Source organism: Bifidobacterium apicola (assembly GCF_042846865.1).
In the GTDB taxonomy this organism is placed as follows: Bacteria; Actinomycetota; Actinomycetes; order Actinomycetales; family Bifidobacteriaceae; genus Bombiscardovia; species Bombiscardovia apicola.
The window spans coordinates 1513876-1539160 of sequence record NZ_BAAFQQ010000001.1 but is presented as its reverse complement, the minus strand read 5'-3'; the positions used below and the strand labels follow the sequence as shown (position 1 = coordinate 1539160).

Annotated in this window: 21 protein-coding genes and 1 pseudogene; 5 read left to right on the top strand and 17 right to left on the bottom strand. The window is 59.5% G+C overall.

Annotation, left to right across the window (positions count from 1 at the left end):
* Positions 1 to 2: 2 nt before the first annotated feature.
* The 3 genes from ACGG9J_RS06300 to ACGG9J_RS06290 all read right to left on the bottom strand — a co-directional run bounded on the left by ACGG9J_RS06300 (position 3) and on the right by ACGG9J_RS06290 (position 3380).
* The gene (locus ACGG9J_RS06300) at positions 3 to 902 is read right to left on the bottom strand and encodes a carbohydrate ABC transporter permease (protein ID WP_390134600.1); all 900 of its coding nucleotides are present in this window, start codon (positions 900 to 902) and stop codon (positions 3 to 5) included.
* A gap of 4 nt (positions 903 to 906) precedes the next feature.
* The gene (locus tag ACGG9J_RS06295; RefSeq protein WP_390134598.1) at positions 907 to 1896 is read right to left on the bottom strand and encodes a carbohydrate ABC transporter permease; all 990 of its coding nucleotides are present in this window, start codon (positions 1894 to 1896) and stop codon (positions 907 to 909) included.
* Positions 1897 to 2027: 131 nt separating this feature from the next.
* Complete coding sequence (locus tag ACGG9J_RS06290; RefSeq protein WP_390134596.1) at positions 2028 to 3380, bottom strand: ABC transporter substrate-binding protein; 1353 nt, start codon at positions 3378 to 3380, stop codon at positions 2028 to 2030.
* Positions 3381 to 3689: 309 nt separating this feature from the next.
* On the opposite strand from ACGG9J_RS06290, the pseudogene ACGG9J_RS06285 reads away from it, so the two are divergent.
* Positions 3690 to 3941: pseudogene (locus ACGG9J_RS06285) on the top strand (DeoR family transcriptional regulator); the annotation flags it as partial.
* Positions 3942 to 4262: 321 nt separating this feature from the next.
* Positions 4263 to 5018 (top strand): substrate-binding domain-containing protein, encoded by a 756-nt coding sequence (locus tag ACGG9J_RS06280; protein WP_390135334.1) that lies wholly within the window; start codon positions 4263 to 4265, stop codon positions 5016 to 5018.
* Positions 5019 to 5079: 61 nt separating this feature from the next.
* On the opposite strand, the gene mtnN is transcribed toward ACGG9J_RS06280, so the two are convergent.
* From mtnN to rpsO, 14 genes are all read right to left on the bottom strand, one after another.
* A complete protein-coding gene (gene mtnN, locus ACGG9J_RS06275) occupies positions 5080 to 5814 on the bottom strand; it encodes a 5'-methylthioadenosine/S-adenosylhomocysteine nucleosidase (protein WP_390134594.1) in 735 nt (244 codons plus the stop codon).
* A gap of 65 nt (positions 5815 to 5879) precedes the next feature.
* Positions 5880 to 7091 (bottom strand): 3-deoxy-7-phosphoheptulonate synthase, encoded by a 1212-nt coding sequence (locus ACGG9J_RS06270; RefSeq protein WP_390135333.1) that lies wholly within the window; start codon positions 7089 to 7091, stop codon positions 5880 to 5882.
* A 29-nt stretch (positions 7092 to 7120) separates the two neighbouring features.
* On the bottom strand, positions 7121 to 8263 hold the full coding sequence (locus ACGG9J_RS06265) for a 3-deoxy-7-phosphoheptulonate synthase (protein ID WP_390134592.1): 1143 nt from the start codon (positions 8261 to 8263) through the stop codon (positions 7121 to 7123).
* Positions 8264 to 8412: 149 nt separating this feature from the next.
* The gene (locus tag ACGG9J_RS06260) at positions 8413 to 9777 is read right to left on the bottom strand and encodes a C1 family peptidase (protein ID WP_390134590.1); all 1365 of its coding nucleotides are present in this window, start codon (positions 9775 to 9777) and stop codon (positions 8413 to 8415) included.
* A 114-nt stretch (positions 9778 to 9891) separates the two neighbouring features.
* The gene (locus ACGG9J_RS06255; RefSeq protein WP_390134588.1) at positions 9892 to 10914 is read right to left on the bottom strand and encodes a CPBP family intramembrane glutamic endopeptidase; all 1023 of its coding nucleotides are present in this window, start codon (positions 10912 to 10914) and stop codon (positions 9892 to 9894) included.
* 190 nt (positions 10915 to 11104) lie between these two features.
* Positions 11105 to 12835 (bottom strand): cell division protein, encoded by a 1731-nt coding sequence (locus ACGG9J_RS06250; RefSeq protein ID WP_390134586.1) that lies wholly within the window; start codon positions 12833 to 12835, stop codon positions 11105 to 11107.
* 144 nt (positions 12836 to 12979) lie between these two features.
* Positions 12980 to 13708, bottom strand: a complete 729-nt coding sequence (locus ACGG9J_RS06245) for a pyroglutamyl-peptidase I (protein WP_390134584.1) — start codon at positions 13706 to 13708, stop codon at positions 12980 to 12982.
* A 22-nt stretch (positions 13709 to 13730) separates the two neighbouring features.
* Entirely contained in the window at positions 13731 to 14522 is a 792-nt protein-coding gene (locus tag ACGG9J_RS06240; RefSeq protein ID WP_390134582.1) for an IspD/TarI family cytidylyltransferase, read from the bottom strand.
* Between the two features lie 119 nt (positions 14523 to 14641).
* A complete protein-coding gene (locus tag ACGG9J_RS06235) occupies positions 14642 to 15625 on the bottom strand; it encodes a polyphenol oxidase family protein (RefSeq protein ID WP_390134580.1) in 984 nt (327 codons plus the stop codon).
* Positions 15622 to 16503, bottom strand: a complete 882-nt coding sequence (locus ACGG9J_RS06230; protein ID WP_390134578.1) for an aldo/keto reductase — start codon at positions 16501 to 16503, stop codon at positions 15622 to 15624. Before ACGG9J_RS06230 ends, ACGG9J_RS06235 begins: the two co-directional genes overlap by 4 nt.
* A 78-nt stretch (positions 16504 to 16581) precedes the next feature.
* Positions 16582 to 18837, bottom strand: coding sequence for a DUF2207 family protein (locus ACGG9J_RS06225; RefSeq protein WP_390134576.1), 2256 nt, complete (start codon positions 18835 to 18837; stop codon positions 16582 to 16584).
* The gene (locus tag ACGG9J_RS06220) at positions 18834 to 19424 is read right to left on the bottom strand and encodes a LemA family protein (protein WP_390134574.1); all 591 of its coding nucleotides are present in this window, start codon (positions 19422 to 19424) and stop codon (positions 18834 to 18836) included. The genes ACGG9J_RS06225 and ACGG9J_RS06220 overlap by 4 nt, the downstream gene beginning before the upstream one ends.
* Before the next feature lie 80 nt (positions 19425 to 19504).
* A complete protein-coding gene (locus ACGG9J_RS06215; protein WP_390134572.1) occupies positions 19505 to 22258 on the bottom strand; it encodes a polyribonucleotide nucleotidyltransferase in 2754 nt (917 codons plus the stop codon).
* Positions 22259 to 22508: 250 nt separating this feature from the next.
* Positions 22509 to 22778, bottom strand: a complete 270-nt coding sequence (gene rpsO / locus ACGG9J_RS06210; RefSeq protein WP_024626835.1) for a 30S ribosomal protein S15 — start codon at positions 22776 to 22778, stop codon at positions 22509 to 22511.
* Positions 22779 to 23254: 476 nt separating this feature from the next.
* Between rpsO and ACGG9J_RS06205 the strand changes: the two genes are divergently transcribed.
* The 3 genes from ACGG9J_RS06205 to ACGG9J_RS06195 are packed head-to-tail and all read left to right on the top strand — an operon-like array spanning position 23255 to position 25263.
* A complete protein-coding gene (locus ACGG9J_RS06205; RefSeq protein WP_110452634.1) occupies positions 23255 to 23584 on the top strand; it encodes a DUF4176 domain-containing protein in 330 nt (109 codons plus the stop codon).
* 56 nt (positions 23585 to 23640) lie between these two features.
* A complete protein-coding gene (locus tag ACGG9J_RS06200) occupies positions 23641 to 23940 on the top strand; it encodes a hypothetical protein (protein ID WP_390134568.1) in 300 nt (99 codons plus the stop codon).
* 60 nt (positions 23941 to 24000) lie between these two features.
* A complete protein-coding gene (locus ACGG9J_RS06195) occupies positions 24001 to 25263 on the top strand; it encodes a hypothetical protein (protein ID WP_390134566.1) in 1263 nt (420 codons plus the stop codon).
* Positions 25264 to 25285 lie beyond the last annotated feature (22 nt).

Genomic DNA, 25285 nt, shown 5'->3' with positions numbered 1-25285 from the left:
ACTCAGCCTTTCATGCCAGATGTTGCAATGCCAGCGATGAACTGCTTCTGACCGATGAGGAAGACGACCAGGATAGGCAGGACCGAAAGTACCGAGCCGGTCATGATCATCGCAAAATCAGCATTGTACTGGGAGATAAAGAGCTTGAGGCCCAGCTGGATCGTGTAGAGCTTCTGGGAACGCAAGTAGATCAGCGGTCCCATGTAGTCGTTCCACGTATTAGTGAAAGTGATGATGGCCAAGGCTGCCAGGGATGGTCCCGACAGAGGCAACATGATGCGCCAGTAGATGCCGAACTCACTGAGACCGTCCAATCGGCCCGCCTCTGACAGATCCTCAGGTATGGTGTCGTAGAACTGTTTCATCATGAACACACCAAAGGCTCCGAAGGCTTGCAGAAGGATGATGGACCATCGCGTATCAGAGAGGCCGACAGCCGAGACCAGCTTGAACTGCGGGATCATGTAGGCCTGCCAGGGCACGGCCATGGTGGCGATGTAGATCAGGAAAAGAGTGGTGCGCCCCCTGAAGGGGATCTTCGAGAAGCCATAAGCCGCGAAGGATCCGGTAAAGACCTGCAGGAGGGTCACAATCACCGCAAAGAAGATGGTGTTAAGCAACCAAGTAGTCATATCGGACTTGGTCCAGATGGCTACGTAGTTCTCCCAGTGCCAGACCGATGGGAACCACTTGATGGGGATGGCGTAAACCTCATTGTTGGGTTTGAGGGAGGAAAGGAACATCCAGAAGAAGGGGAGGAGCACGAAAGCCGAAACAAGGATCATGGCCAGATAACCGATGACGGTGCCAACCATCTTGCCCGGCGAGACCGGCTTCTTGTTCCAAGGAATCTGCTCACCGGCAGGTGAGGAAACGGATGCAGAGACTGTGTTGGTGGACATGATCTCAGTCCTCCTTCAGGTTGTTGTACCAGAACTGGACCAGCGTGACCACCATGCAGATGGCCAGGAGAACCAGGGAGACGGTCGAAGCGTAGCCGAAATCACCACGTTCGAAGGCCACACGGTAGATGTACTGCGCCAGAACCAGAGTGCTGGTGCCGGGTCCGCCGTCGGTCATAACCAGTGTCAGATCAAGGATCTTGAAGGATCCGATGGTCAGGGTGACCATGACGAAGAAGAGCGTAGGTCGCATCATGGGGACGGTCACATGCCAGAAGCGCTGCCATCCGTTTGTGCCATCAAGCTCAGCAGCCTCATAGAGCTCGGAGGGGATGGTCTGCAGACCTGCCAGGAGCAGGATCATATAGTAGCCAACCTCGCGCCAAGTACCCACGACGATGACTGCAGGCATGGCCCAAGCCGTCGAGCCCAGCCACCCGGGGGGATTGCTGATGAAAAGCCGCAGGAAAGAGTTTATAGGTCCGGATTTGGGGTCGAAGAGCATGCCCCAAACCTGGGCCGCAGCCACTATTGAAGTGATGTAGGGGAAGAAGGCCACCGTCCTGAAGAAGGCGCGGCCGCGCAGCTTGGAATTGAGCAGGACTGCCAGCGCGAAGGCCAGGACCAGTGTCAGTGGAATGTGGACTATCGAGTAGTAGATGGTGTTCCACACCGAAGTCATGAAAATTTTGTCGTGGGATAGCCTGATCCAGTTCTTCACGCCATTGAAGACGGGGTTGCCGAAGGCCGACCACTTGGTAAAAGCTATATAAAAGAGCGTCAGGGTGGGCAGGAGGGTCAGACAGATAAAACCTATGAAATTCGGCGAAATGAATATCAAACCATTGCGCAGGTTCCTTCGTGAAATCGCCTTGGCATTGAACTTGCCCTGCCTAGTCCTCCGGGCTCGCCGCCCGCCGCCGGGCCCATGAGACCCCGTTTTATGATCAGCAACCGCCTTTTGGTCGCCGATCACACCGATTTCTTCTGACATCTGTGCCTCTCTTTGCTGCCATAACGTGTCATGGGTTTGAGGAATTCCCCTGCCACATTTACTCCATCTGGCTCAGCGGGAGGCTCCAGGACACGCATGCATCCTGAAGCCTCCCTATCTGTCACCAGGAACTATTCGTCCAGCACGCCCTGGTCCTTGACGTTCTGGGTTGCTTCCTTGAGCCCATCGGACGGAGACTTGGCACCAGTCATGATCGAGGAGTGGGTGTCCTTGAGGATGGAATTGATGGTGTCCGTGGCCGTGGCTACGGGGGCTTCCATCTTCATGTCGTGCTTGCTCCATGCATCTTTGGAGGCCTGGTCGGCAGCCATGCCCTCAGGAGAGAAGAAGGTCTCGGTCACCTTGTCGTCGATGTAGGCGGGGGTGGTGGAGAGCTTGGCCAACTCAAGAGCGCCTCCTTGGCCAGTGGCCCACTTCACGAACTCCTTGGCAGCGGCCAGTTTCTGGCCGGTGGCCTTGGAAGAGACTGCCAGGCTGGTGGGGCTGCCGAAGGTAATCGGGGTCTTGGGCAGCTTCTTGTCGGGGTTCTGGGGAGCCGGAGCCATGCCCCAGCTGAATTTCTCGGCTTCACCCGACTGCTGCTGGCTGACAAGGGTAGCGGCGTACCAAGTGCCCATGGGCATCATAGCGGCCTTTTGAGTGCCGAACTGGGCTTGATACTGAACCTTGTTGGTGAATGAGGTGTTCCAGTCGATCGTATACTTGTCTTTCTGCCACTCCAAGGCCCTCTTGTAGAAGGGCTCCATGTAGGAGAAGTCGGCCTTGAGGAAGGTGCTGTCTGCCGACTTGCCACACTGTGCCAGAGCGAAGGACTGCACCACGGACTGCCAGTTGTGCATGTACATGGGGTAGACGCTGTTGGCATCGTAACCTGCTGCCGGCAGCTTCTCCTTGAGTTCCTTGGCGGCCTTGGTGTAATCGTCCCAGGTCCACTTGGCGTTCGGCTCTTCAACCCCGGCCTTCTTGAACATGTCCTTGTTATAGAAGAGGACCCAGGTATCACTGCGGTAGGGCAGGGCGAAGTACTTGCCATTGTGCTCATAGCCGTTCAGATCAATGTGCTTGTTGCCCTGGTAGCCCTTGGCGATGTCGGAGATATCCGCCAGTCCTTGCGAGTCTGAATAGGTGACGTACTTGAGCATGTTCTTGATGGGGAAGACATCCGGCTGGGCGCCTGAGGAGATGTCTGCCGTCAGCTGCTTGTCATAGTCATCAGCGGAGTACTGCTTGACGTTGACGGTCACGTTGGGGTGGGCTTTATGGAAGGCGTTAGCCAGAGTCTTGAACTCAGGGGTCATATCCAACGACCATCCTGCGAAGGTGATGGTGGTTTTGGTCTTGCTGTCGAATCCGTCGCTGCCTGAGGAGGCCTGCTCGCCTGAGCCGCCACTGCCGCATCCAGCCAGCAGCATGGCGCCCGCAGCAGTCACCGCCAGAGCCTTGATTACTGTTTTCACGTTCATGGTCATCCCTTTCCTTCGGCGACAATGCCGCGGAAGAGGCCGGACAAGGCCGGCCCTTCTCTCGCTCCAGATCCATCACAGTCCCAGATAAACCCTTGCTGGCTTACCTGCTCATGATGATTCCGAGCGAACGAAATCTAGACTAATTGGTCGGAAAATGACCTGAAGAGTTTGTTGCAGTCTGTTTCCGTCACTCTTAGGCCATACCTCTGGTATACACTAAGAAAGCTAGGAAAGCTAGGAAAGCTAGGGGTGTTGGCCGTCGCGACTGCCCTCATCAGCATCATAGTCAAGCATCGAGGCTGGAGCATGAATCAAAGAGCGTCAGGGGCTGAGAGCAAAAGACAGAAACCGGCTGACGGGTCCTTCCCAAACCCCCCGGCGGCAGGATGGCTCCCGGCTCAGAGACGTGAGCTGATCCTCAACGCACTGCTTACAGAGAGCGTAGTCAGAGTGCCCTATCTGGCTCAAATGATGGGCACCACTGAAATAACCGTCCGAAGGGATTTGAACAATCTGGCCAGAGCCGGTCTCGTCAGACGAGTGCACGGGGGTGCCCTGGCCGTCAAATCCTTGGATTCCCAAGGTCAATCTGCCGAATCGTTCACAGTCTCTTCCCCCTATAACGCCGACCTGGCCTCGGCAGGAATACCAAAGTCATCAGTGAGAACGAATATCGCTACGAAAAAGAAAACAAAAAGAAAAAGCAATCCAGATCGAGCCAGCAGCGGAAGCACCGACGGCAAAACCAGTGTTGGCCTGTCCGCCATAGATAAAGCCTCCAGCAAGGACAGGGCAGCCGTCGTCCGTAGAAGCAGGATCGGGATAGCTCTGCCTGAGCCCAGCTTTATCTGGCCCTCAGTAACCGATGCCATCAGACGCATGGCAGCCGAAAAATTCGGCCTTGAGATCGTGGCCGAGGAAACCTCTTATGAGACCTTTCCTGAAATAGACATCCTGGATGATCTGGCTGCTGATCCACAGATGCTTGGGCTGATCATGGCCCCCAGCACCGAACCGGATGTGGCACCGGAAACCTGGCAGTGGCTAACCGAGTGCCAACTGCCCGTAACCATTATGGAGCGCCATCCGCCCCAATGGCTGCCCGGATTCTTCGACTCGGTTCATACCGACCACCCAGCCGGAGTTCGCCGAGGACTGCAGCACTTCCTCCAGCATGGCCACCATCGGGTGGGACTGGCTCTGGGCAGGACCCCCACCGCAGGCGATATCGAGCTGGGTTGGCAGCTGATGATGAAAGATGGAGGCGGGCTTGAACAGACCTTCCTGCTCAAGGACAAGCAGCCATATGCAGCCGAGGATGTGGAGCAGATCGTCCAAACGATTCTGGAAACGCACACCACGGCCGTCCTGGTACATCCTGACTACCTGTCCATCGCTCTGGTCCAGGCCTTAGAAAGACGGGGCTGTCGCATTCCCAACGATCTATCCATGATCACCATCGACGGCTACACCAAACGCCTGACCGTCCTGCGATCCTCGGCCCAGGACCTGGCGACCGCAGCCCTGCGCCTCCAGGTGCGGCGGATACAGGACCCGGACCAGCGCATCGAGCACCTCTACATAGAGCCAGCGCTCATTGACAGGGGATCAGTTGCCGACGTAGCTGACAAGTAGGCGACGTCGGCTGCATGCATGGAACAACAGACACCTGGCCGGTCCAGGTACCGGTCAGCTCTTAAAGCTCGCGTACGATGCCCAGCACCAGCTTGGCGGCAGTATCGGCATATTCGGAAATGTCGAACTCCCGGAAGACCTCGTAGTCGGTATCGGCATTATCGCTCAGAGCGCGGATGACCAGGGCCGGGACCTTATTGCGCGCTGCCACATGGCAGACTGCCGCCCCTTCCATCTCGACCGCGTCGGCTCCGGTCTGCTCCCTGACCTGGGCGATCTTTTCCTTGCTGTCCACAAAGTAGTTGCCTGTCGCAATAGTGCCAACGATGTGCTTGATCCCCATGGAGTCCAAGGTCCGGCCTGCCAGATCCAGCAGGCGGGGGTCCGAGTGAAACTCCTTGGTGCCGGGAGCCGACTGGGCAACCAATCGCATGTCGGTATCCAGATAGCGCAGGGTGCCGCCAAGAACCACATCGTTGATGTGCAGGTCCTTGTTCAAATTTCCTGCAATGCCGGAGAAGATGACAGCCCTGGGGTGGAAGGCATCGATCAGATACTGCGTGGTGGCTGCGATGTTGACAGTGCCCATGCCGCCTACGGTGGCAGCTAACCGAACAGGACCATGTGCTCCATCAAGGGTGCCGTATATGACCTTCAGTCCGGCATCGCCAGCATGGGGATCCTGATCCGCCTGCTCCAGGCCTCGGCCGATCAGGGCCACCTCTTCTTCCATAGCCCCGATGACAGCAATAGGCCGCTGATTTTCGGCCTCCAGAGGATCATCTGCTTCGCTCATGCACGACTCCTTATCCATGATTTCATCCGCAACTGCGGCCCGACCAGCCTACTGCAGGCTTTGCATCAACAAGCCGAGCCCCGGCGACGGTCCACTGCCGCTGCCAGCTCCTCCAGCAGCTCCTGAGTGTCGGGCCAGGAGATACAGCGATCGGTGATCGAACACCCATAGACCAGCTGGTCCAGCGGGGCTGGTTTCTGATTGCCTCCACGTATGAAGCTTTCCATCATCAGACCGGTGACGCCTTCCTCGCCGTCGCCTATTCGCTGGGCAAGTTCGCGAACGACCTGGATCTGACGGCTCTCGTCCTTGCCTGAATTGCCATGGGAGGCATCAATAACCAGTCCGTGGGCAGCCGCGCTGTCCGGGGACATGCGCTGGCGCAGCACTGCCAGAGCCGCTCGCACTGAATCCTGGTCATAGTTGGGTCCGGACTTGGAGCCGCGAAGGACCAGATGGCAGTCGGGGTTGCCCATGGTCGCCACAGCCGCAGCCTGGCCCTCGTGGTCTATTCCGAAGAAGGTGTGGCGCTGAGATGCCGCATAGCAGGAATCGATGGAAACATCCACGCTGCCATCCGTGGCGTTCTTGAAGCCGATGGGCATGGACATGCCGCTGGCCAGCTCCCTGTGGACCTGGCTCTCCGTGTTCCGAGCGCCGATAGCTCCCCAGCTGACCGCATCGGAAATGTACTGGGGCGATGTAGGCTCCAGAAATTCCGTGGCCGCCGGAAGCCCGGTTTCCAGAACGCCAATCAGGATGCGCCGTGCCAGGACCAGGCCCTTCTGGATGTTATGACTGCCGTCCAGGTCGGGATCATTGATCAGCCCCTTCCAGCCGACCGTGGTCCTGGGCTTCTCGAAGTAGACCCGCATGACGATCAGCAACCGATCCTTCAACCGCTCATTGACAGCCGACAGACGACGGGCATAGTCCAGTGCTGCCTCCGGGTCGTGGATGGAGCAGGGGCCCACAATGACCAGAAGCCGGTCGTCCCGGCCATGCAGGCAGTCCACAATCTCCTGCCGGGAGCGGATGACCAGATCCTTGGCCGATCCATCCAAGGGGTATCGGGTCAGCATCTGCGCGGGCGAAGGCAAGCGGTCAAGCTCAAAGACCCGCCTATTGACGATCCGACCTATGCCTACCTCGTCCTCCCACCTGGGCAGGTTCCCAGTCTGCAAAGGATTGACTCCGGCCGCCAGCGCCTTGTGCACGAGTTCAACCTCATAGGCCTTGCTGGGTCGGGGCAGAGGCTGCTGCAGTTCATCCTTCATCCGACCCATGCCTTCTCCTTGTCCGCCCATCAGGACCGGACCTCCCGACGAGCTTGGACAGCATCGGCCAGGATCTGCAGCAGTTCCTCGGTCCTGTCCCAGGAAATGCAGGCATCCGTGACGGATCTGCCGAAGACCAGCTGGTCCAGCGGAGCCGGTTTCTGGTGGCCACCCTCAAGAAAGCTCTCCATCATGATGCCTGACAGGCCCTGCTCGCCATTGGCGAGACGTTCTGCCAACTCCTCGACCACCTGGGCTTCACGTACGGGGTCCTTGCCACAGTTGCCGTGGGCGGCATCAACAATCAGACCCCGGCATGCACCAGGGCCCAGCGGCGCCTGATGCATGGTCTCCAGAGCTGACCGGACGGATTCGGGATCGTAATTGGGGCCATGACTGGAACCACGCAGAATCAGGTGGCAGTCTGGATTGCCCCTGGTCTCGGCAGCGATGACATGGCCGTCCAAGTTGATGGACAGGAAGTGATGCTCAGATGCTGCGGCCAGGCAGGAATCGACCGCAGCCTCTACGCTGCCCTCTGTCGAGTTCTTGAAGCCCATGGGCATGGACATGCCGCTGGCCAGCTCCCTATGGACCTGGCTCTCCGTGTTCCGAGCGCCAATGGCCCCCCAGCTGACCGCATCAGAAAGATACTGGGGGGTGATGGGATCCAGCCATTCCGTGGCCGCCGGAATCCCTTGGCCCAGGACCTGCCAGAGCACCTGGCGGGCCAGACGAATCCCCTTGCGAATGTTGAATGATCCGTCCAGATCAGGGTCGTTGATCAGCCCCTTCCAGCCGACCGTGGTCCTGGGCTTCTCAAAGTAGACCCGCATGACAATCAGCAGCCGATCCTTCAACCGCTCATTGACAGCCGACAGACGACGAGCGTACTCCAGTGCAGCCTTTGGATCATGGATGGAGCAGGGGCCGGTGATGACCAGAAGCCGGTCATCGCGTCCATGCAGAACTTCCCGGATCGCCTGGCGGGAGTCACGAACAAGCCCCATCCGCTCTTGGTCCAAGGGGCACGAGCGCAGAAAGACCCTGGGGGCTGGAATGGGATCCAGCTGACGGATGTTGACGTCCACTGTTTCGGGAAAGACGGCCGTATCGGCAAAATACTGCCGCTCCCCTTCCGGGATGATATCCGGTTCCTTGACGAATGCCACGGTCGCTCTCCTCTCTGTCGTACTTCGACAATCACGCCCGAATTCCTCATGATCGCCCACATCCGGGCCAATGCAGACGGTCCGTTCCCGCGACCCTTATAGACCACGGGAACGAACAGATAAATAGATAAATAAATGGGTACGGCTGCTCAGGCCAAAGCACCCATGGGGTCCCAGGCGGGCAGCATGATGGCCTCTTGGTCGAAGGCCTTACGGTACTCGTCGGACAGCATGGACTTGGGCACGGCTACCTCATAGACATACTGGCTGAACCAGTCGTCGCTCATGGTGAAGTAGCCCTTGTTGGCGATGTCACCGCCCCAGGAGTTCTCCACCCGCCAGCGGTTGGTGGTGCGGCCGTCATCGGCAACATCCACGCCCACGAATGCCATGGCGTGGTTCTGGGCCGAGTCGCCGAAGCGCACCCGCTGCTCCTTATTCATGTCGAAGTCCACACCGTAGACCCGTCCATACTCGAACAGGTCGGTGGCCCACTGACCGGCCTTGCGGTCCATCATGGGGTGGCAGTCGGCACCGAACCAGACCGGCAGACCCTGCTCGCTCATCAGACGACGGGCGCAGTCCTTCATGACCTCCACAGGAACGTTCAGGTACTCGGTGGGATCGCCGCCTGCCACGTTGCCCAGGTGCTCGATGCCGATCTTGCGACCCTTGGGATGCTCGGGACGAGGATCATCGACCAAGCAGACATAGTCCTCAAGTCCGGCATCCACGTAGCGATTCCAGAACTCCTGCGGGGTGATCCGCCCATCCCGGTGGAAGACGCCGTCCTTGTCGGTCCACTCCCAGTCGAAGCTGGTGGGCGGGGTGCCCAGATGAATGGTCAGAATACGGTGACCAGCCTCCAGGGTCTGATCGATGGTCTCGTCGATGCCGTCCGGGTTGGCCACCATGTGAGCTGTGGCCTGGTGGAGCAGACGACGCAGCTGATCGTTCATCTGGCTGGTGTTCTGGGAGGAGGCGGTCTCGGGATAGAACTGCTTGGGCACCGCGCCGTACTTCTTGTAGATGTTCATGGCCATGATCCACTGGCCGCCATCGCCCATGACATCGCCCATCAGGAAACGCATGAGCTGGGAGTCGACAGGCTCGCCGGCACGCACTAGGGCAGCCACGTCGCGCAGGAAGTAGTTGACGCGCTCGAGCTTGTCATAGTACATGGCATAGTTCTGGGACAGCTCGAAGTCGCCCATGGGGTTGGCAGTGCTTTCACCATCAATGTTCAGAGCCTTGCGGGCCACGAACCGGGCCACGTTCAGCGAGCTGAAGAGCCAGCAGCGGCCGGAATGAGCCTGCGAGGTGACCGTGCCGTTATCGATGCTGACCGAAAATCGGTGCTGGAGCAGGCGGGAGCGATTATAGTTGTGGGCCACTTCGTCGATGCCTACCTGAGTGACGGCGTTCATGGCGACGCGGTTGGCCTCTCGACCATCGAAAGCGGTGCGCAGGCCCTCCAAACGGGTCTGATCCAGTGGTGTCAGTACTGATGTCATACGGTCTGTCCTTGTTTCCTTTCATGCGGATGTATCTGCATCCCTGCATCCAGCATAGCGGGAATCGGTCATCGAGGGTTCGCCTGGTGGAGGATGTGGACAGCTGTACTTGCGTCAAGCCAAGGAGAAGCGCTGGGCCGCATTGACCACGGCCAGGACCACCAGGACGGCCAGCCCAAGGGAGAGCCAGCCCCGATAGGTGCCGGAGCGTGAACGATTGGCGCGCAGACGCTCTGCCAGCCGTCCCCGAATCAGCCAGAGGACTGCCAGCCCCCCGACAAGACCCAAAAGGGCCATTCCCTGGTTGATCATCATGCCGGTGCGGGCAGGCACTTTGTGGGTCAGCCACATCATGGCATCAGCCAGAACCAGGTTGTTGAAGATATGCAGAGCCATGGACCAGAGGATGGAGTATTCCATGGCCACGACACCCAGAACCAGGCCCAACAGGAAGGTGAACAGACTCTGGGTGATGTCGCCGTGCAGGCAGGCGAAGATAAAGGAGGAGGTGACGATGGCGAAGGTCCGTCCGTAGGGCCTCAGTCGGCCCATGACCACGCCACGCAGCAGGAGCTCTTCGACGATGGGAACCAGAACAGCCGTATCAAGGGGCGACAGGAACCCGTGCTGGCCCGCTGCGATCTGGGAAGTGGTGGAATGGTAGACCAGCCCCATGGCCTGGGATCCCTGGTTGACCACCCAGGTAAAGCCGGTCTCGACACTGCCGGCCAGCATGATCAGCAGGATGGCACCGATCAGCACAGCTGGACCGGGATTGGTCTGAGCCTTGTACTGTACAGGGTTGGAGCCGCGGCCAAGCAGATCCTGGCCACGAGTGCCGAAAAGAAAGACCAACATGACCAGATCGCCCAACAAATCAGCCAACCCCGGTTGACGGGCAATGCCCAGGGCTGCAGCCACTGAGGGCAGATTCAGAACCCCTGCGATCAGGTTGGCCACCACCAGATACACTATGGCGTAGAGGGATTGCAGGTCCACCCCGCGACGCACCCGGGCGCTCCACGAGGGTGAGGGCCCTGGCCCTGGAACCGTGCTTGATCCTCCTTGCCTGTCCGCACCCGCAGCGATCGACCCCGTGGCGAGGGAATCTGATGATGCTTGATTTGTCTGCTGCATGATGCTCTCCCAACCCTGTAACCTTGGCCTGCACCCCTTCACCTTCGACTCTAGGCCACTGCAAGGGTTCGGATCGAGATTGACGCCCATGCCGGTTTAGGCCTGCAGCTACGCAACTTCCAGGTAAGGCAAAGGCCGGGTCGCAGATCATGCCTGCGACCCGGCCCTGACGAATAATGACGTTTGCTGTTCAGTCCCCGTCTGTCGGGGTAGCGTCATCGCTGATGGGCGGAATGATCGTAGTCTCCTGGTCAGCGACCGCTTTCTGCACCTGTCCGTCTTTAGCCTGGGTCGGCGCATCATCAGTCTTGACAGACGCTCCGGGCAGGACGCTGGGCGTCGGAGAAGGCAGAACCTGAGTCGGCATACTGGCCGTGGGCCGAACAGCCGCAGCTGCGCTTGCCTCATCCGCTGAATTGCTGTCGGAATCACTCACTTCATCATCGGCAGGCTGGCCCGCCGCCACAGGAACAACCGATGCCTGAGTGGCTTCTTTCTGTGTGTCTGCAACTGACTGGCCCACAGCCTGGTCCTCGCCTTCAGCCTTCGAAGAGGCCGCTGAAGCCGGGGAAGCAGGAGCCGGGAGCGGATCCACAGCAGGCACAGCATTGACCACGGGCACGCTGGGCGCCTGTCCCTCGTCCTGGTCATTGACCACAGCCTCATCGTGGAAGCCGTCGAAGTTGCCGAAGGACTTGGAGAAGATGTTCCTCAGCTCGTCGACCCGGGAGGTGATTGTGGCTTCCCGGTGCTGCAGCTTGGCAATATGGTCTTTGAGCCCGTCCAGCTCAGCCTGGGCGGCCTTGCGATGGGCGTCGACTTCGGCCTGGGCGCGCTGTTTGGCCTCCTCCAGCAACTGGTTGGCCTTGCGCTCGGACTCCTCCCGCTTGAAGGAGGCGAATGAATCAGCATCCTTGCGAGTGGCCTTGGCCTGTTCGATCAGCTCCTGCGTCTCCTTCTCGGTCTTGACTCGCCGATCCTCCAGGCTCTTGAGCAGCTCGCCCACCTTCTTGGTGGCATCCTCCTGCTGGGCAGCGATGTCGGAGCGGACCTGCTCAGCCTCTGCATTGACCTTGGCCATGGTCTGAGCACTGGTGACCTTGGACTCGTCCACAATCTGCTGGGCCTCGGACTTAGCCTTGTCGGTGATCTCCGAGGCCTGACGACGGGCGTCATTCAGGCTTTTGGAGACCTGCTCACGCACATCGGCAAGCTTCTTGTTGGCCTCGGCCAGGGCCTTCTGAATCTGATCATTGGCCTCTTTCTTGAGCTTGGCGATCTCCTCGTCGTTCTTGCGCCGTTTGTCGGCGATCTCCTTGGCGGCCTCGGCCTTCTGCTCGGACAGCTCCTTGTCCTGGGTGGCCTTGCTGGTAGCCAGCCGCTTCTCATGCTCCTCGCGGGAGTTCTGCAGCTCCAGATCCAGGGCCTGGCGGCGTTCCGCCACAACCTTATCGGCTGCGGCCTTGTTCTGTTCGCTCTGCTGCTTGGCGGTTGTGGTGACGGTCCTGGCTTCGTCATTGGCGGCCTCGAGGATCGACTTGGCCTTGGCGTTGGCCTCGTCCACGATGTGCTTGGCTTCAAGCTGAGCCTCGTTGACCAGGGTCGTCGCCTTCTCCTGGGCGGAGGTCTTAGTGGATGCGGCATCTTGCTTGGCGCGGTTGAGCAGTTCAGTGCTGGTCTGCTCGGCCGAGGCCAGCAGCTGCTGGGCATTGGCCCCCAGGGAAGCGAAGGAGTTGCGCGGCTGTTCAACCTTGCGGGATTTGACCTCCTGCAGTTCTGCCTCCAGCTTCAGAATGCGATCATCATCGGCCTTGATCTGCTGACGCAACCGGGCCAGATTGCTCCGCGAGGCCGTCAGGGCCTGGTCGACCCGCTCCTTGTCATAGCCTCGCAGGACAACGGGAAACTGATCTTCGGCCATGGAAACACTCCTCTTCGCCACCAGGACATGCCGGCCCGCGACAAAAGCGTCTTCGGTCCGGTGGATTTACCTTGACTCTACCCTATGACCTGTCGAAAGTCGCTGTCTGACGTGCCGCCGACACATTGACCTTACATACTGGTCTCAGGCAATAAGAATGGGACTGGAGGAGGGTCTCCGGTAGTAGCGAATGGTCTCATTGACCACCTCGCGCACAGCCTGTATCTGCTGGTCCAGGGGCAGGCCGCACTCCTGGCCGCCGCTTTCGTTGACCAGGGGCAGGCTGACGAACCCGGCCAGGACGTCTGCATGGCCAGCAGCCCATGCCAGCAGATTGTAGAAGAGCGCGTTACAGACATAGGTGCCCGCGTCCGAGCTGAGTGTGGCGGGGATGCCGCAGGTGCCGAAGTCATGCAGGATGGCCCTCAGGGGCAGGCGGGTCCAGTAGGCGGCCGGACCCTGGGGGTCGATAGGCTGGCGGCTGTTCTCGCGGACGGTATCCTGAGACCTCTGCTCCCCGGAATTTTGACGGTCATCTGCATCGTCAGCGTCGTCCTCCTTGAGATTGACGGCGCAACGCTCCATGGCGATTCCGCGAGCCCGACGCTTGAGCCCTGTAGCGATGATGATGTCGGGGTGCACCCGCTCTATGGCCTCATGCAGTATGGGCCAGGCCTTGGCAAAGCTGACGGGCATGGTGACGGAGGAAATAGCCAGGTCCACGCCCTCCAGGGGATCCTCCTCGGTGGGACCGACTGGCCGCATGCCCTCCATGCCATGCTCTGCCAAAGCCTGCGAGACCTCATAGGAGGGGTTGACATCAACACCCTCGTAATGGTCGTACCCGGCGACGATGACCTTGATCTGCTCCATGTGCCCCATGGTACACAGGGCTTCACCCAGCCAGAGAGCGCGCAATCCATTCAGCCATGGGCACGTCCGAGGGCAGGGTGATCTTCATGTTGGTCTCGGTGCCGGCCACGATGGCCACCGGCTCGTCGGGCAGGCGGTCCACCACTACCCGGGTGTCATCGGTTGGATGGAAGTCGGGGTCTGCAGCGGCTAGGTCGTAGGCCTTGCGGAGGGTGCCAAAACGGAAGGCCTGCGGGGTCTGAGCCCGGAACATATTGTCACGGTCAGGCACCTGACGGACCACCTTGCGCTCACCCAGATCGCCAGCCATCAGCATGGTGTCGGTCGAGGCCACAGCCACGGTCGCGGCATTGAACGTATCCAAGGCATCGATGCAGCCGTCGATGGACTCTTGGGCGACGAAGGGTCGTACCGCATCGTGGATGAGCAACTTGGCATCCTGCGGAATCTCCGCCTCGGCCAGGACCTGCAGGGCCGCCTCGGTGCTATCCATGCGCTCGACGCCGCCCTTGACGACCATCCTAACCTTGTCGTAGATGTCATCGCCCAAAATAGTTTCGACAGACTCCCGTACCCGATCGTTAACCACGACCAGGATGTCGGTGACGCGGGCATTGAACTGAAAGGCCTCGATGGACCAAGCGATGATGGGCTTGCCGCCTACCTGCACCAGCTGTTTGGGGTTGCTCTCGTCGAACCGAACGCCCAGCCCGGCCGCCAGAATCACCGCCACGACAGGCTGATTCTGCTCCTCCGGCTCCGCGTTATCCTGATTCAGCTCGGACGGCGCTGCTGACCCTCTGCTCTCACTCATAGGTTCAACGGTACTCATGCAACAGAGAGAAAGGGCGCAGACCCGGCGCTATCTGCACCGAAAATCTGCACTAGGCACTGCCCCCGTTGCCAGGGGCGGGACCAACCAACTCTGCAGCCTCAGTCGTCGACCATAATAAGAGCCAACATGCGGCCCTCCCCCGCCTTGCCAGCAAGCGATGCCCGGCGATGGGAGTACCAGAGCGGGTTCTCCAGGGTGCACAGCGGTCGACGCAGATCATCAAGACGCTTCGACAGGGAGGGGCCTTCGTGATCCTGGTCGCACAATTCTCTCAGGTCCGGATCCCGACGCAGATAGCTGGTGGCAGCGCCAACTCGGGGAGCGGAGTCAACAATCCGCGTCACTCCCGCCGCTTTCAGCTCCATCCTGGCTGCGAAGGCAATGTCAATGGCGATTCCGCCGAATCGACAGGGGCCGGATGCGCCAGGAAAACGCTGCTCGAAGTCATCGGCCAGGTCCGAACCCATTTGATAGCAGGCAGCACAGATCCGAGGTCCCAGGGTCGCCATGATCCGGGACGGGTCGGCGCCCTTGCCGACCATGGCCCGGACTGTGGCCGGAATGACTCCGGCAACCAAACCACGACGGCCACAGTGTGCCGCCCCCATCACGCCGGCCTTGGAGTCAGCCAAAAGCACAGGGAGGCAATCGGCAGCGAAGATGCCCAAGGCCAGGTCACGACGGGTGGTCACCTGTGCATCAGCCTCACAGCGCCCAAGGAGCTGATCCTGATCAGCATCCCAGACTCGGGCCGAGTGAACCTGGTCCACCAGAACTATGGTGCGGTCCAACTGACGGCCCAGGGCCTGACGGTTAGCAGCCACTGCCTGTGGGTCATCGCCGCCCTTGCCGCCCAGATTCAGCTGAGCATAATCTCCCGAGGAGACCCCGCCCAGCCTGGTGGTGTAGACCACTTTGATCCCTGGCGCCAAGGCTATGGGAATGGTGACGGGGATCGGACGGCCATGATCGTCCAGCGCCGACAGGGGGCTGCTGTCCAGCAGGGTCCGTTCCCGATTCCAGGATTCACAGCTCTGAACGCTCTGAGCATCCTGCTCGCTTGGCTGGGACTCGAGACTCATGCAGTCTCCGCCCGGTTCAGGCGGTCCATCTCCTCGTCACTCAGCTCCATGTCGGCCGCCTGCAGGGAGTCCAGAATGGTGGCCGCCCTGTGAGCCCCGGGAACCACAAAGACGTTGCGGTTCTGGGACAGCTCCCAGGCCAGGACCACGCGCTGGTGGGAGACGCCGCGCTCCTGAGCCACCTGCCGGAAGGCATCATAACGGGTTTCGTCCTTAGGCGCTCGGAAACCTCCCAGAGGGCTCCAGCAGACGAAGGCCAGACCCTGTTCAGTAGCATGGTCCAACTCCTGGCGGGAGCTGGTGAAGGTAGGCGAGAACTGGTTCTGCACGGCTACAAGGTCATCGCCCAGAATCTGACGGGCCAGGTCCATCCGCTCGATGTCTACGTTGGAGACGCCCAGAGTCCGAGTCACGCCCTGTTTGGTCAGCTCGGCCATGGCCTCCAGTGATTCCTGGTAGGGCACCTGCGGATCGGGTCGGTGCAGGTAGAGCAGGTCGATGGTGTCCACGCCCAGGGCCTGGGCAGACTCCTTGGCGTGCCGGATCAGGCTCTCCGGGCGACCGTCCACAGCCCAGGTGGGCCGCCCGTCGGTGAAGTTGCGGTAGTGTCCCACCTTGGTAGCCACCAGCACATCCTGACGAGGTCCCTGCCAGGAGTCCAAAGCCTGGCAAACCAGTCGTTCATTGGTCTGCTCAGGACCGCCTGATTCGTAGTAGGACCAGGCAGTATCCAGATGCCGACAACCGGCATCCAGGGCCTGATGGATGACATCAATGGCCGTTGCCTGGTCCGGCTTGCCCTCAATGGACAATCCCATGCAGCCCAGTCCGACCGCTGTCGTAGTAAAGGGCCTCAAGGCCCGCATCGCCGATGTCATGCATGTACTCCCGTCTTGTAGATTGAGGCCGGCTTCGACGCCGCCGGCTTCCCATCGAGCTTAGCTGGCGGCCCGGTCTCAGCGGCCGCCGAAGGATCCGCCACCGGAACCACCGCCGCCACCGTCGAAGGAGCCACCACCGTCGCCAAGCCCACCAATAACACTGCCAGAGCCGCTGGCCATGCCAATCAGGCCGCCAATCTGGTCGAGTCCCTGGGTTAATTGAGTACCCAAATCAATCACGCCACCTTGGCCGAGCGCTGAATTGACAGCCAATGCTTCAGGGTCACTCAGGGAGGAAGCCACCGCAACATCCTGGCTGTAAGGCAGGAAGGTCCAGTAGAGCAGGCTGCCGCGCGCATGGTCATTCAGCCAGTCGGAGTCGGTCAGTTCAGGGCTGCCCTGTGCCAGCTGAGCGACGACCCGGTCGCTTATGCCGAAGGCCGTAGCGTAAACCAGGTAACGGTCCCAGAGCACCAGATCCTCCACACCCCGGTGGCTAAAATCGCTGAAGTCCAGCAGATAGCGCCGAAGTCCCGACACCTGCCCGGCCATGGGCTGTCCATTCCTGCTCAGCACCCGCCAACAGTTATAGCGCAAGGAGAATGTCACCACAGCCACCAGAAGCATGGCCAAGGGCGCACGTACCAGTACGGTGCCCGGCAGGAATCCGGCCAACAGAATGAAAGCAGCCAAGAGCACAGCCAGGAAGGCAAAGATCCCTACATTATGACGATAGGCACGTAGGTCGGCATTGTCGGTCTCATACTCGACAGCCTTGTAGAAAGTATCCAGGTAGGCCCTGCCATTATCGGATTCAGTCCTGGCGAAGAGCGCAATCATCTCATACAGGTCGAAGCGTTTATTCTTGGAGCCAATCATAGTGGAGGCACCTTCCAGCATGCTCAGGCAGGCTTCCTCGCTTGAGGACAGGGCCAGGGATGCTCGATCCTTGCTGCAGACCGGATTGATGACCACCTCTATGGACTGCTGTTTGCCTTTGAGCAGCAAGCGCCTCACCTGGGTCACAGATCCTTCGCCGAAACTCGCCCGGTCCTCATACTTGACGGAAACAAGAGCGATGGCCCGCTTGGAGGCCAGGGAGAGAATGGTTGCTGACAATTGCCTGCCAATAGGGGATTCTCGGGTCAGCATCACATCGTTGATAACGGCGGCCACGGCGGGTGACAGATCAGGAGGCTGACGGTAGTAGATGATATCGCCTTGGTACTGGGAGTCTCCATAATTGCGGAAGGACCGCCAAAGCATCACTGCAATCAGCCCGATAGCAGCCAAGAGTACCAAGACGCCCGTCAAGAGTCCGATCCTCGCCCGTCTGGTCTGCTCAGCGTGCCAGTGCTCGTACTGCGGACGCTCTTGCCCAACAATACGGTCGCATGCCGGCTGAGAATCGGTCCTGACCACCGAGGAAGTCCTCCCCGCATCGAAGAGCACCACCAAATCCAGATGCTGGCCCGGCTTGATGTGGTCTGCGGAGAATCGGATACGGCTGTCATCCACCACCTGGTAGGAACCCCTGCCAGCGAAGTGCAGCCAGGCCTTCGCGTCCTTGTCCTTCTCCGTTCCTGTCTGCTTGGGCAGCTTGACATTGGCGCTCACATGCTCAACGGGAATCTGGTTGGTGTCGCCCACGGGCTCCCATTGGAATTCGGCCACATCGGGATGGGCAGTGGTGACCCCGTGGAAGGTCATGTCGATGCGGAAGCGCCGACCTGAATCCTTGGTAGTCTGTGGAAAGTTCCAGCCAAGCTCCACCTGGCATTGATTGCCCAGATCGCCGCAGGCGGACCCTTGGCCCGCATCGCCCGGCTGGTAGAATTTCAGCCTCCAGTCCGAGACCATGCCCATATACCAGGTGCCGGCCCAGTTCTTGTCCCAGTCGTGAATGTACCTGACAGCATCAGGATACTTTAGCGGGTTGGTCTGCCTATATGTGGAGCCATTAGTCAGGTCAGTCACGCTTACGTCGCTTATGCCGGTCAGCCGGTCAGGCTTGATCTGATAGCGCTGGTAGAGCTCCCGCCAAGGGTGTTTCTTGCCGTGGTCGTCCTCGCGGGAATTCATGGTGACAGTCAGGGTCTGGCTGATACGCAAATCCCCATTATCCAGGACCTGGACATCATAATCCACCGAATCGTATACCAGGTCGGGACGATTCCTGTTGAAGATATACAGGACAGCGAGGCACGTCACCAAGGCTGCCACCAGAGCCAGCGCCAAGGCCCCGAAAAAGCGTGAGGTGCTCCAGGAGGGATGGCCCGAGGAGGGATGATTCGAGGCCGCCTTCCCGGAGGAGGCTGCTGGGGAGTTCACTGTCCGAAGTCCACAACTGGCGCCTGGCGGCTGCCCTCGTCGGCCTGGAAGTACTGGGCCTGACGGAAGTGGAAGAGGGATGCGATGATGTTTGAGGGGACCGTCTCGATGCGGGTGTTGAACTTCTGAACCACATCATTGTAGAACTGCCTGGCGTAGGCGATCTTGTCCTCCAGGTCCTTGAGCTGACGCTGCAAGTCCAGGAAGTTCTGGTTGGCCTTGAGCTCAGGGTAGGCCTCCGCCCGAGCCATCAGAGTGACCAGGGATTGACCCAGCCGCTGCTCGGCATCGGCACGGGCTTGCATTGGGTCCCCGCCAGCTGTCTGGGCCTGTGCCTGGGCCACGTCGGCGCGGGCCCTGATCACCTCCTCCAGGACGGTGGACTCGTGTGAGGCGTAGCCCTTGACCGTCTGGACCAGGTTGGGCACCAGGTCGGCACGCTGCTTGAGCTGGACGTCGATTTGTGCCCAGCCATTGGCCACCCGGTTGCGCAGGTTGACCAAACCGTTGTAGATACCGATTCCCCAGATGACCAGCAACACGACCAACACAAGGATGATAGCGAGCACGATCATTGATACAGGCATGCTGCCATTCTCTCACTAAATTCAGAAGAGACAAAAACGGGACCCCGTCCAATGGAACGGGGCCCCGGCATCAGTGGGAATCAATCCTCACTGTCGAAGGGATCGAAGTCCCTGCGCACGCGGCGACGAGGGCGCTCGGAGCGCTCCTCCCGGTCTGCCCGGTACTCGTCGTAGTGCTCGTCGGCAGCGTAGCGCGGATTCTCCCTGCGGCCACGATAGCCGCCACGTCCGGAAGAACGACGCTCATGACGGCCGCCACGGTCAGTACGGCCACGACGTTCGCCACGGCCCCGACCGCCACGATCCTCGTCCTCGTCGCGGGAGACCCGACGACGATCGCGGCGGGAGCTACGGTCCTCGTCCTCGAACCAGTCTCCGCCATCCTCATAATCGCGGTCGCGGCTCTGACGACGGTGCCGGGGACGATCCTCCTGGCCCTCGTCGTCGTAGTAGCGATCATCACGCTCGGAGCGGGAACGACGCGGGGCCTCATACCGGTCCTCGCGCTCTAAGGAACGGCTGCGGTGATCACGACGATCACGGTCGCCACGACCACCGCGATCACGACGGTCGCCACCACGGTCACGACGGTCGCCATGGCCACCGCGATCACGGCCCCCTGCGGACTGCTGGTCCTCGAAGCCGGGGATAGCCAGGGAGATCTTGCCGCGGTCGTCTACACCCTGGACAATGACCTCGACAGTGTCGCCCTCCTTGAGGACGTCCTCCACGGAGTCAATGCGCTCGCCGTTGGCCAGGTTGCGGATCTGCGAGATGTGCAGAAGTCCGTCGGTGCCGGGGGTCAGGTTGACAAAGGCACCGAAGCTGGTGATCTTGACCACCTTGCCGTTGAAGGTCTCCCCCGTCTCAGGCACGTGCGGGTTGGCAATCTGGTCGATGACCTCCTTGGCCTTGGCTGCAGCCTCGCCGCCCTCGGAGGCGATGTAGACCGTGCCGTCGTCCTCGATGGAGACGTCGGCGCCGGTGTCCTCCTGGATCTGGTTGATCATCTTGCCCTTGGGTCCGATGACCTCGCCGATCTTGTCTACAGGAACCTGGGTGGTGATGATGCGCGGCGCATAGGGGCTCATCTCGGCAGGCCCGTCGATGCACTCGTTGATCACGTCCAGGATGGTGGCCCGGGCTTCCTTGGCCTGCTGCAGGGCGGCGGCCAGGATGTCGGCGGGAATGCCGTCCAGCTTGGTATCCAGCTGCAGGGAGGTGATGAACTCGGAGGTGCCGGCCACCTTGAAGTCCATGTCGCCGAAGGCATCCTCGGCACCCAGAATGTCGGTCAGGGTCTTGTAGGTGGGCCGACCGTCGACCTCGCCTGTGACCAGACCCATGGCGATGCCCGCCACAGGGGCCTTCAGAGGCACGCCGGCAGCCAGCAGGGACAGGGTGGAGGCGCAGACGGAGCCCATGGAGGTGGACCCGTTGGAGCCGATGGCCTCGGAGACCTGACGGATGGCGTAGGGGAACTCCTCGCGGCTGGGCAGCACCGGGATCAGCGCGCGCTCGGCCAGGTTGCCATGGCCCACCTCGCGGCGCTTGGGCGAACCCACGCGGCCGGTTTCGCCAGTCGAATAGGGTGGCATTTCGTAGTTGTGCATGTAGCGCTTGGTGGTGGGACCGGACAGGGCGTCGATGGTCTGCTCCATCTTCAGCATGTTCAGTGTGGTGACGCCCAGCACCTGGGTCTCGCCGCGCTGGAAGAGTGCGGAGCCGTGCACGCGGGGCACCACGTCCACCTCGGCGGACAGAGTGCGGATGTCGCGCAGGCCGCGGCCGTCAATGCGGTAGTCCTGGGTCAGGATGCGACGACGGACGATCTGGCGCTGGAGCTCCTTGAAGGCGTTGCCCAGCTCCTTGTCTTTCTCGGCCTCGTCCATGTCGGTGAACTCGTCGGCCAGGGCCTCGCGGACCTTCTCCTTGATCTCGTGGATACGATCCTGGCGGGGCAGCTTCTCCGCGATAGAGAGAGCTTGGTCCAGGTCAGCATGAGCCACCTGGTCGATGCGCGCGTAGAGCTCGTCGGTGTACTCAGGGAAGAGTTGGAAGTCCTTGGTAGGCTTGGCAGCCTTGGCCTTGAGCTCGCTCTGGGCCTCACACAGAACCTTGATGAAGGGCTTGGCGGCCTCAAGACCCTGGGCGACCACCTCTTCATCGGGCTTGATCTGGCCCTCGTCATAGATCAGGCTCCAGGCGTTCTTGCCGGCGCCTGCCTCAATCATGGCGATGGCGACATCCCCGCCCTCGACCACACGGCCGGCCACGACCAGCTCGAAGACGGCGCGCTCGCGCTCGCTCCAGCGGGGGAAGGCCACCCACTGACCATCGATCAGGGCCAGGCGCAGACCCGAGACCGGCCCCTCGAAGGGCAGTCCGGAAATCAGGGTGGAAGCGGAGGCCGCGTTCAGGGCCAGCACGTCGTAGGCATCCTCGGGGTTAACAGCCAGGATGGTCTCCACAACCTGGACCTCGTTACGCAGGGTGTGCGGGAAGAGGGGGCGCAGGGGGCGGTCAATCAGCCGGCAGGCCAGGATGGCCTCATTGGAGGGCCGGCCCTCGCGGCGGAAGAAGGAGCCGGGGATCTTGCCCGCAGCGTACATCTTCTCTTCCACATCGACGGTCAGCGGGAAGAAGTCGTAGTTCTCCTTGGGGCTGGACCCGGCGGTGGTGGTGGACAACACCATGGAATCGTCATCAAGATAGGCGGCTACTGCCCCATCCGCCTGCTGGGCGAGACGACCCGTCTCGAAGCGCACCGTGCGCTTGCCATATGATCCGTTGTCGATCGTGGCTTCTACAGCCGTGATTTCGGGACCCTCCATAGGGTTCCTCCTTTTGTTTACTGCTTGTTTACTACCTGATGTCAGGATGCTCGGCATCAATTGACTGCCGGAGGTCCTTGTACTTCGGTCTGGTCCTGCCGAACCCCATGTCCGGCTATCTTCATGCCTTGCAGACCAGCCTTGCATTTCAGTTCGGCACCATCTTCTACAACCCCATCCCGGGGTTAACGGTGCCTGGTTCAGTCATGCAAAAGCGCCCGAGCGCTAGGCCCGGGCGAAAGCATGCATATCAGTGGCGTAGTCCAAGACGCTCCACCAGGGAACGGTAGCGGTTGATGTCCACCTTCTTGAGGTAATCCAGCAACCGGCGACGATGGCCGACCATGAGCAGCAGGCCGCGACGCGAATGATGGTCGTGCTGATGCTGCTTGAGGTGCTCGGTCAGGTCGGAGATGCGCTTGCTCAGCAGAGCCACCTGGACCTCGGGGGAACCGGTGTCACCCTCGTGGGTCGCGTATTCCTTGACGATTGCCTGCTTCTGCTCACTCGTAAGAGCCACGGCTCCTCCTCTTGCATTCTTCCGTTACGCGGTGCACCAGCCCTATGCTGAAGCGCTCTCGATCCGCGGGCGAAACACGCCAAAAGTCCATTATACACATTTTGCGGACCAAACAAACAGTGACGGGATCAGCAAAATGAGGGAGAGCACGGCGAGTAAAAGGCGAAAGCTGTACTACGTGAATACACATGTGCCCCTTATCTCAGCTCCACCAATTTCCCTGCTCGACCATGACGAACCAACACAATCGATTACTTTCCCCAACTATGGCACTGCTGCTATGAACGTGGTTATCGCTTGCACCGTAGCGAAAATTGGATTGGCGCCAATGAGAGATGAGCCATTTCACTCCGATGCAGCGAAGATGTCCCACTTTGTTGCATGAGCCGACCGTGATTTACCGTGTAATATCATCATAGGTTATTAGAGAAGTTGAAGGAATGTAACTCGATTCATCCATCAAAGAGGAGCACGTAATGAAGCAACCCGAGCAGGACTCCGTCAAACCAGAAGATACCATTCTTCCTTTGGGATCCGTGGTGAAAACCGGAAGAGACCCAGGTACCCTGCTAGTTATCATCGCCCGCGCTCCGTTGACAGTCATGAATGGAACAACGGGCTACTTTGACTATGGTGCCGTACAATTCCCGTACGGCATGACGGATCCGGCCAAGACCATCTTCTTCAACCGTCCAGACGTCACGGAAATAGTATTCATGGGATATATCAACGCCGAGGAACAATCCTATGAACGAACATTTGACGAAGTCACCAAATCAACCGACTACCCCCACCTTCATCTCTGATTCAGTTACCGGCCACATAGGACATACTCGATAAAAGGAATAGACGGGAGAAGACCATGGTGGACTTTTCCGTGGATTACGGCCAGCTTGGCGACATGAGCAGAACCCTGAACCAGGCCGACAAAAACTGGGAATCCGAAGTACAAAACATTGACGTCGATAGCGCTCAGGGTGAAAACGGATTAGGGGACAACTCAGTAGCCGACAGCACGAATCGGGTCAATGACAACCTAAAACAGCGTTTGTTGAACCTTCAGCAATCTGTTCACGTTCTTAATCAGTTCATTGAGTCGGTAACCATGCAGACAAGCAATGTCGATGACAAGCTGAGCGTTGAAATCGAAAAACGCGAATAAAAAATCACAACTTTTCGTATTTGCATTGACGGGGATGGCACCACTTAAGGATACGACACCATGGGCACTTCAGATTTGGATTGGTCGGCTCTTGAACTATCAAAGAACCCTGTACCAGGAGGGAAGAGCGCAATCGACAGACTGGCCTCGCAGTTTTCCGCGAACGGTGACCGCTGCAACGAAGTGAGTCACTCCATTATCAGCGCTTGCGGCAAGGCACCTGATTTCAAAGGCGATTCAGCAAAACAGCTCCAACAGTCCCTTTCTCAGGTGGCACAGTTTGCCGGACGCCTTTCGGATGTCTGCGGGGACATCAATCAAGCATTAAGCCGCTGGGGGTCTGCAGTTGATACGAGCCAACAAACCGCATACAAAGATTGCCAAAGAGCAATGGACCTTCGTGACTCAATCGCGCAGTATCAGAAGAAACTCGACCAAGCGAAACAGACGTTGAAAACAAACAGCGACAACCTGAAAAAGGTCAGGCAAACCAACGGGGATAGCATGTCGCGGGATACCAATCGTCTGCTTGGTGTCATTAATTCGACAAACGAGAGCATAACTCGTTACCAAAAGCTCGTTGCTGACGACAAGGCTGAAATCAAGCGGTTGAAGGGTGAAGTCAGCTGGGTCAGGGAACAATATAAGGACGCTGCCAAGAGAACCAAACAGAACCTTGATGGATGCGTGGATGAAGCAACAGCCAAGGCTATGCAGCTCAACATATTGAACCACTCTTCCACGGTCGGCGATTTTCTTTCTGGCGGTTTTGAATCATTGAGCGGCATCGCTGAACTCATGAAAGCCGATCCTGCCCTTATTGAGGGGTTGAAGACAGCGGGCCTCATTGGGGATGGGTTGTCGGGAAATTGGCTGGGACCAGTAGTTGGTGGACTCATTGATGGGGGTAGCCTGGTTGCACCGGCAACCAAAACCACGGGGGATATATTTCAAGTTGCCAACAAGGCTGCCGGCACGGCTGCAAAAGTTGGTGCCTTCGGCTGCATAGTTGGCGGTATTGCTGATTCCTTCGGCACATACTATGCACGCAAGGAAGCCTACGGACAACAGGCCGCTACCCAAGATGCTATAGCTCATGGCCTGATCACTGCCTCTGCTGGTTTTGCAGGTGCTTCATCAGGGGCCGCCGCTGGAGCAATTGTGGGATCAATCGTCCCCGGACTAGGTACGATTGTAGGAGCTGGAATTGGTTTAGTCGTAGGATATCTCGGTGCAGCAGCCACCAACGCTTTTTACGACAATTCCGTCAATCGCGGGAACGGAGATGACATGTGGGACCACTTTAAGGACAATCTATGGTAGCTTTCCCGCTGTCTCCTGCATT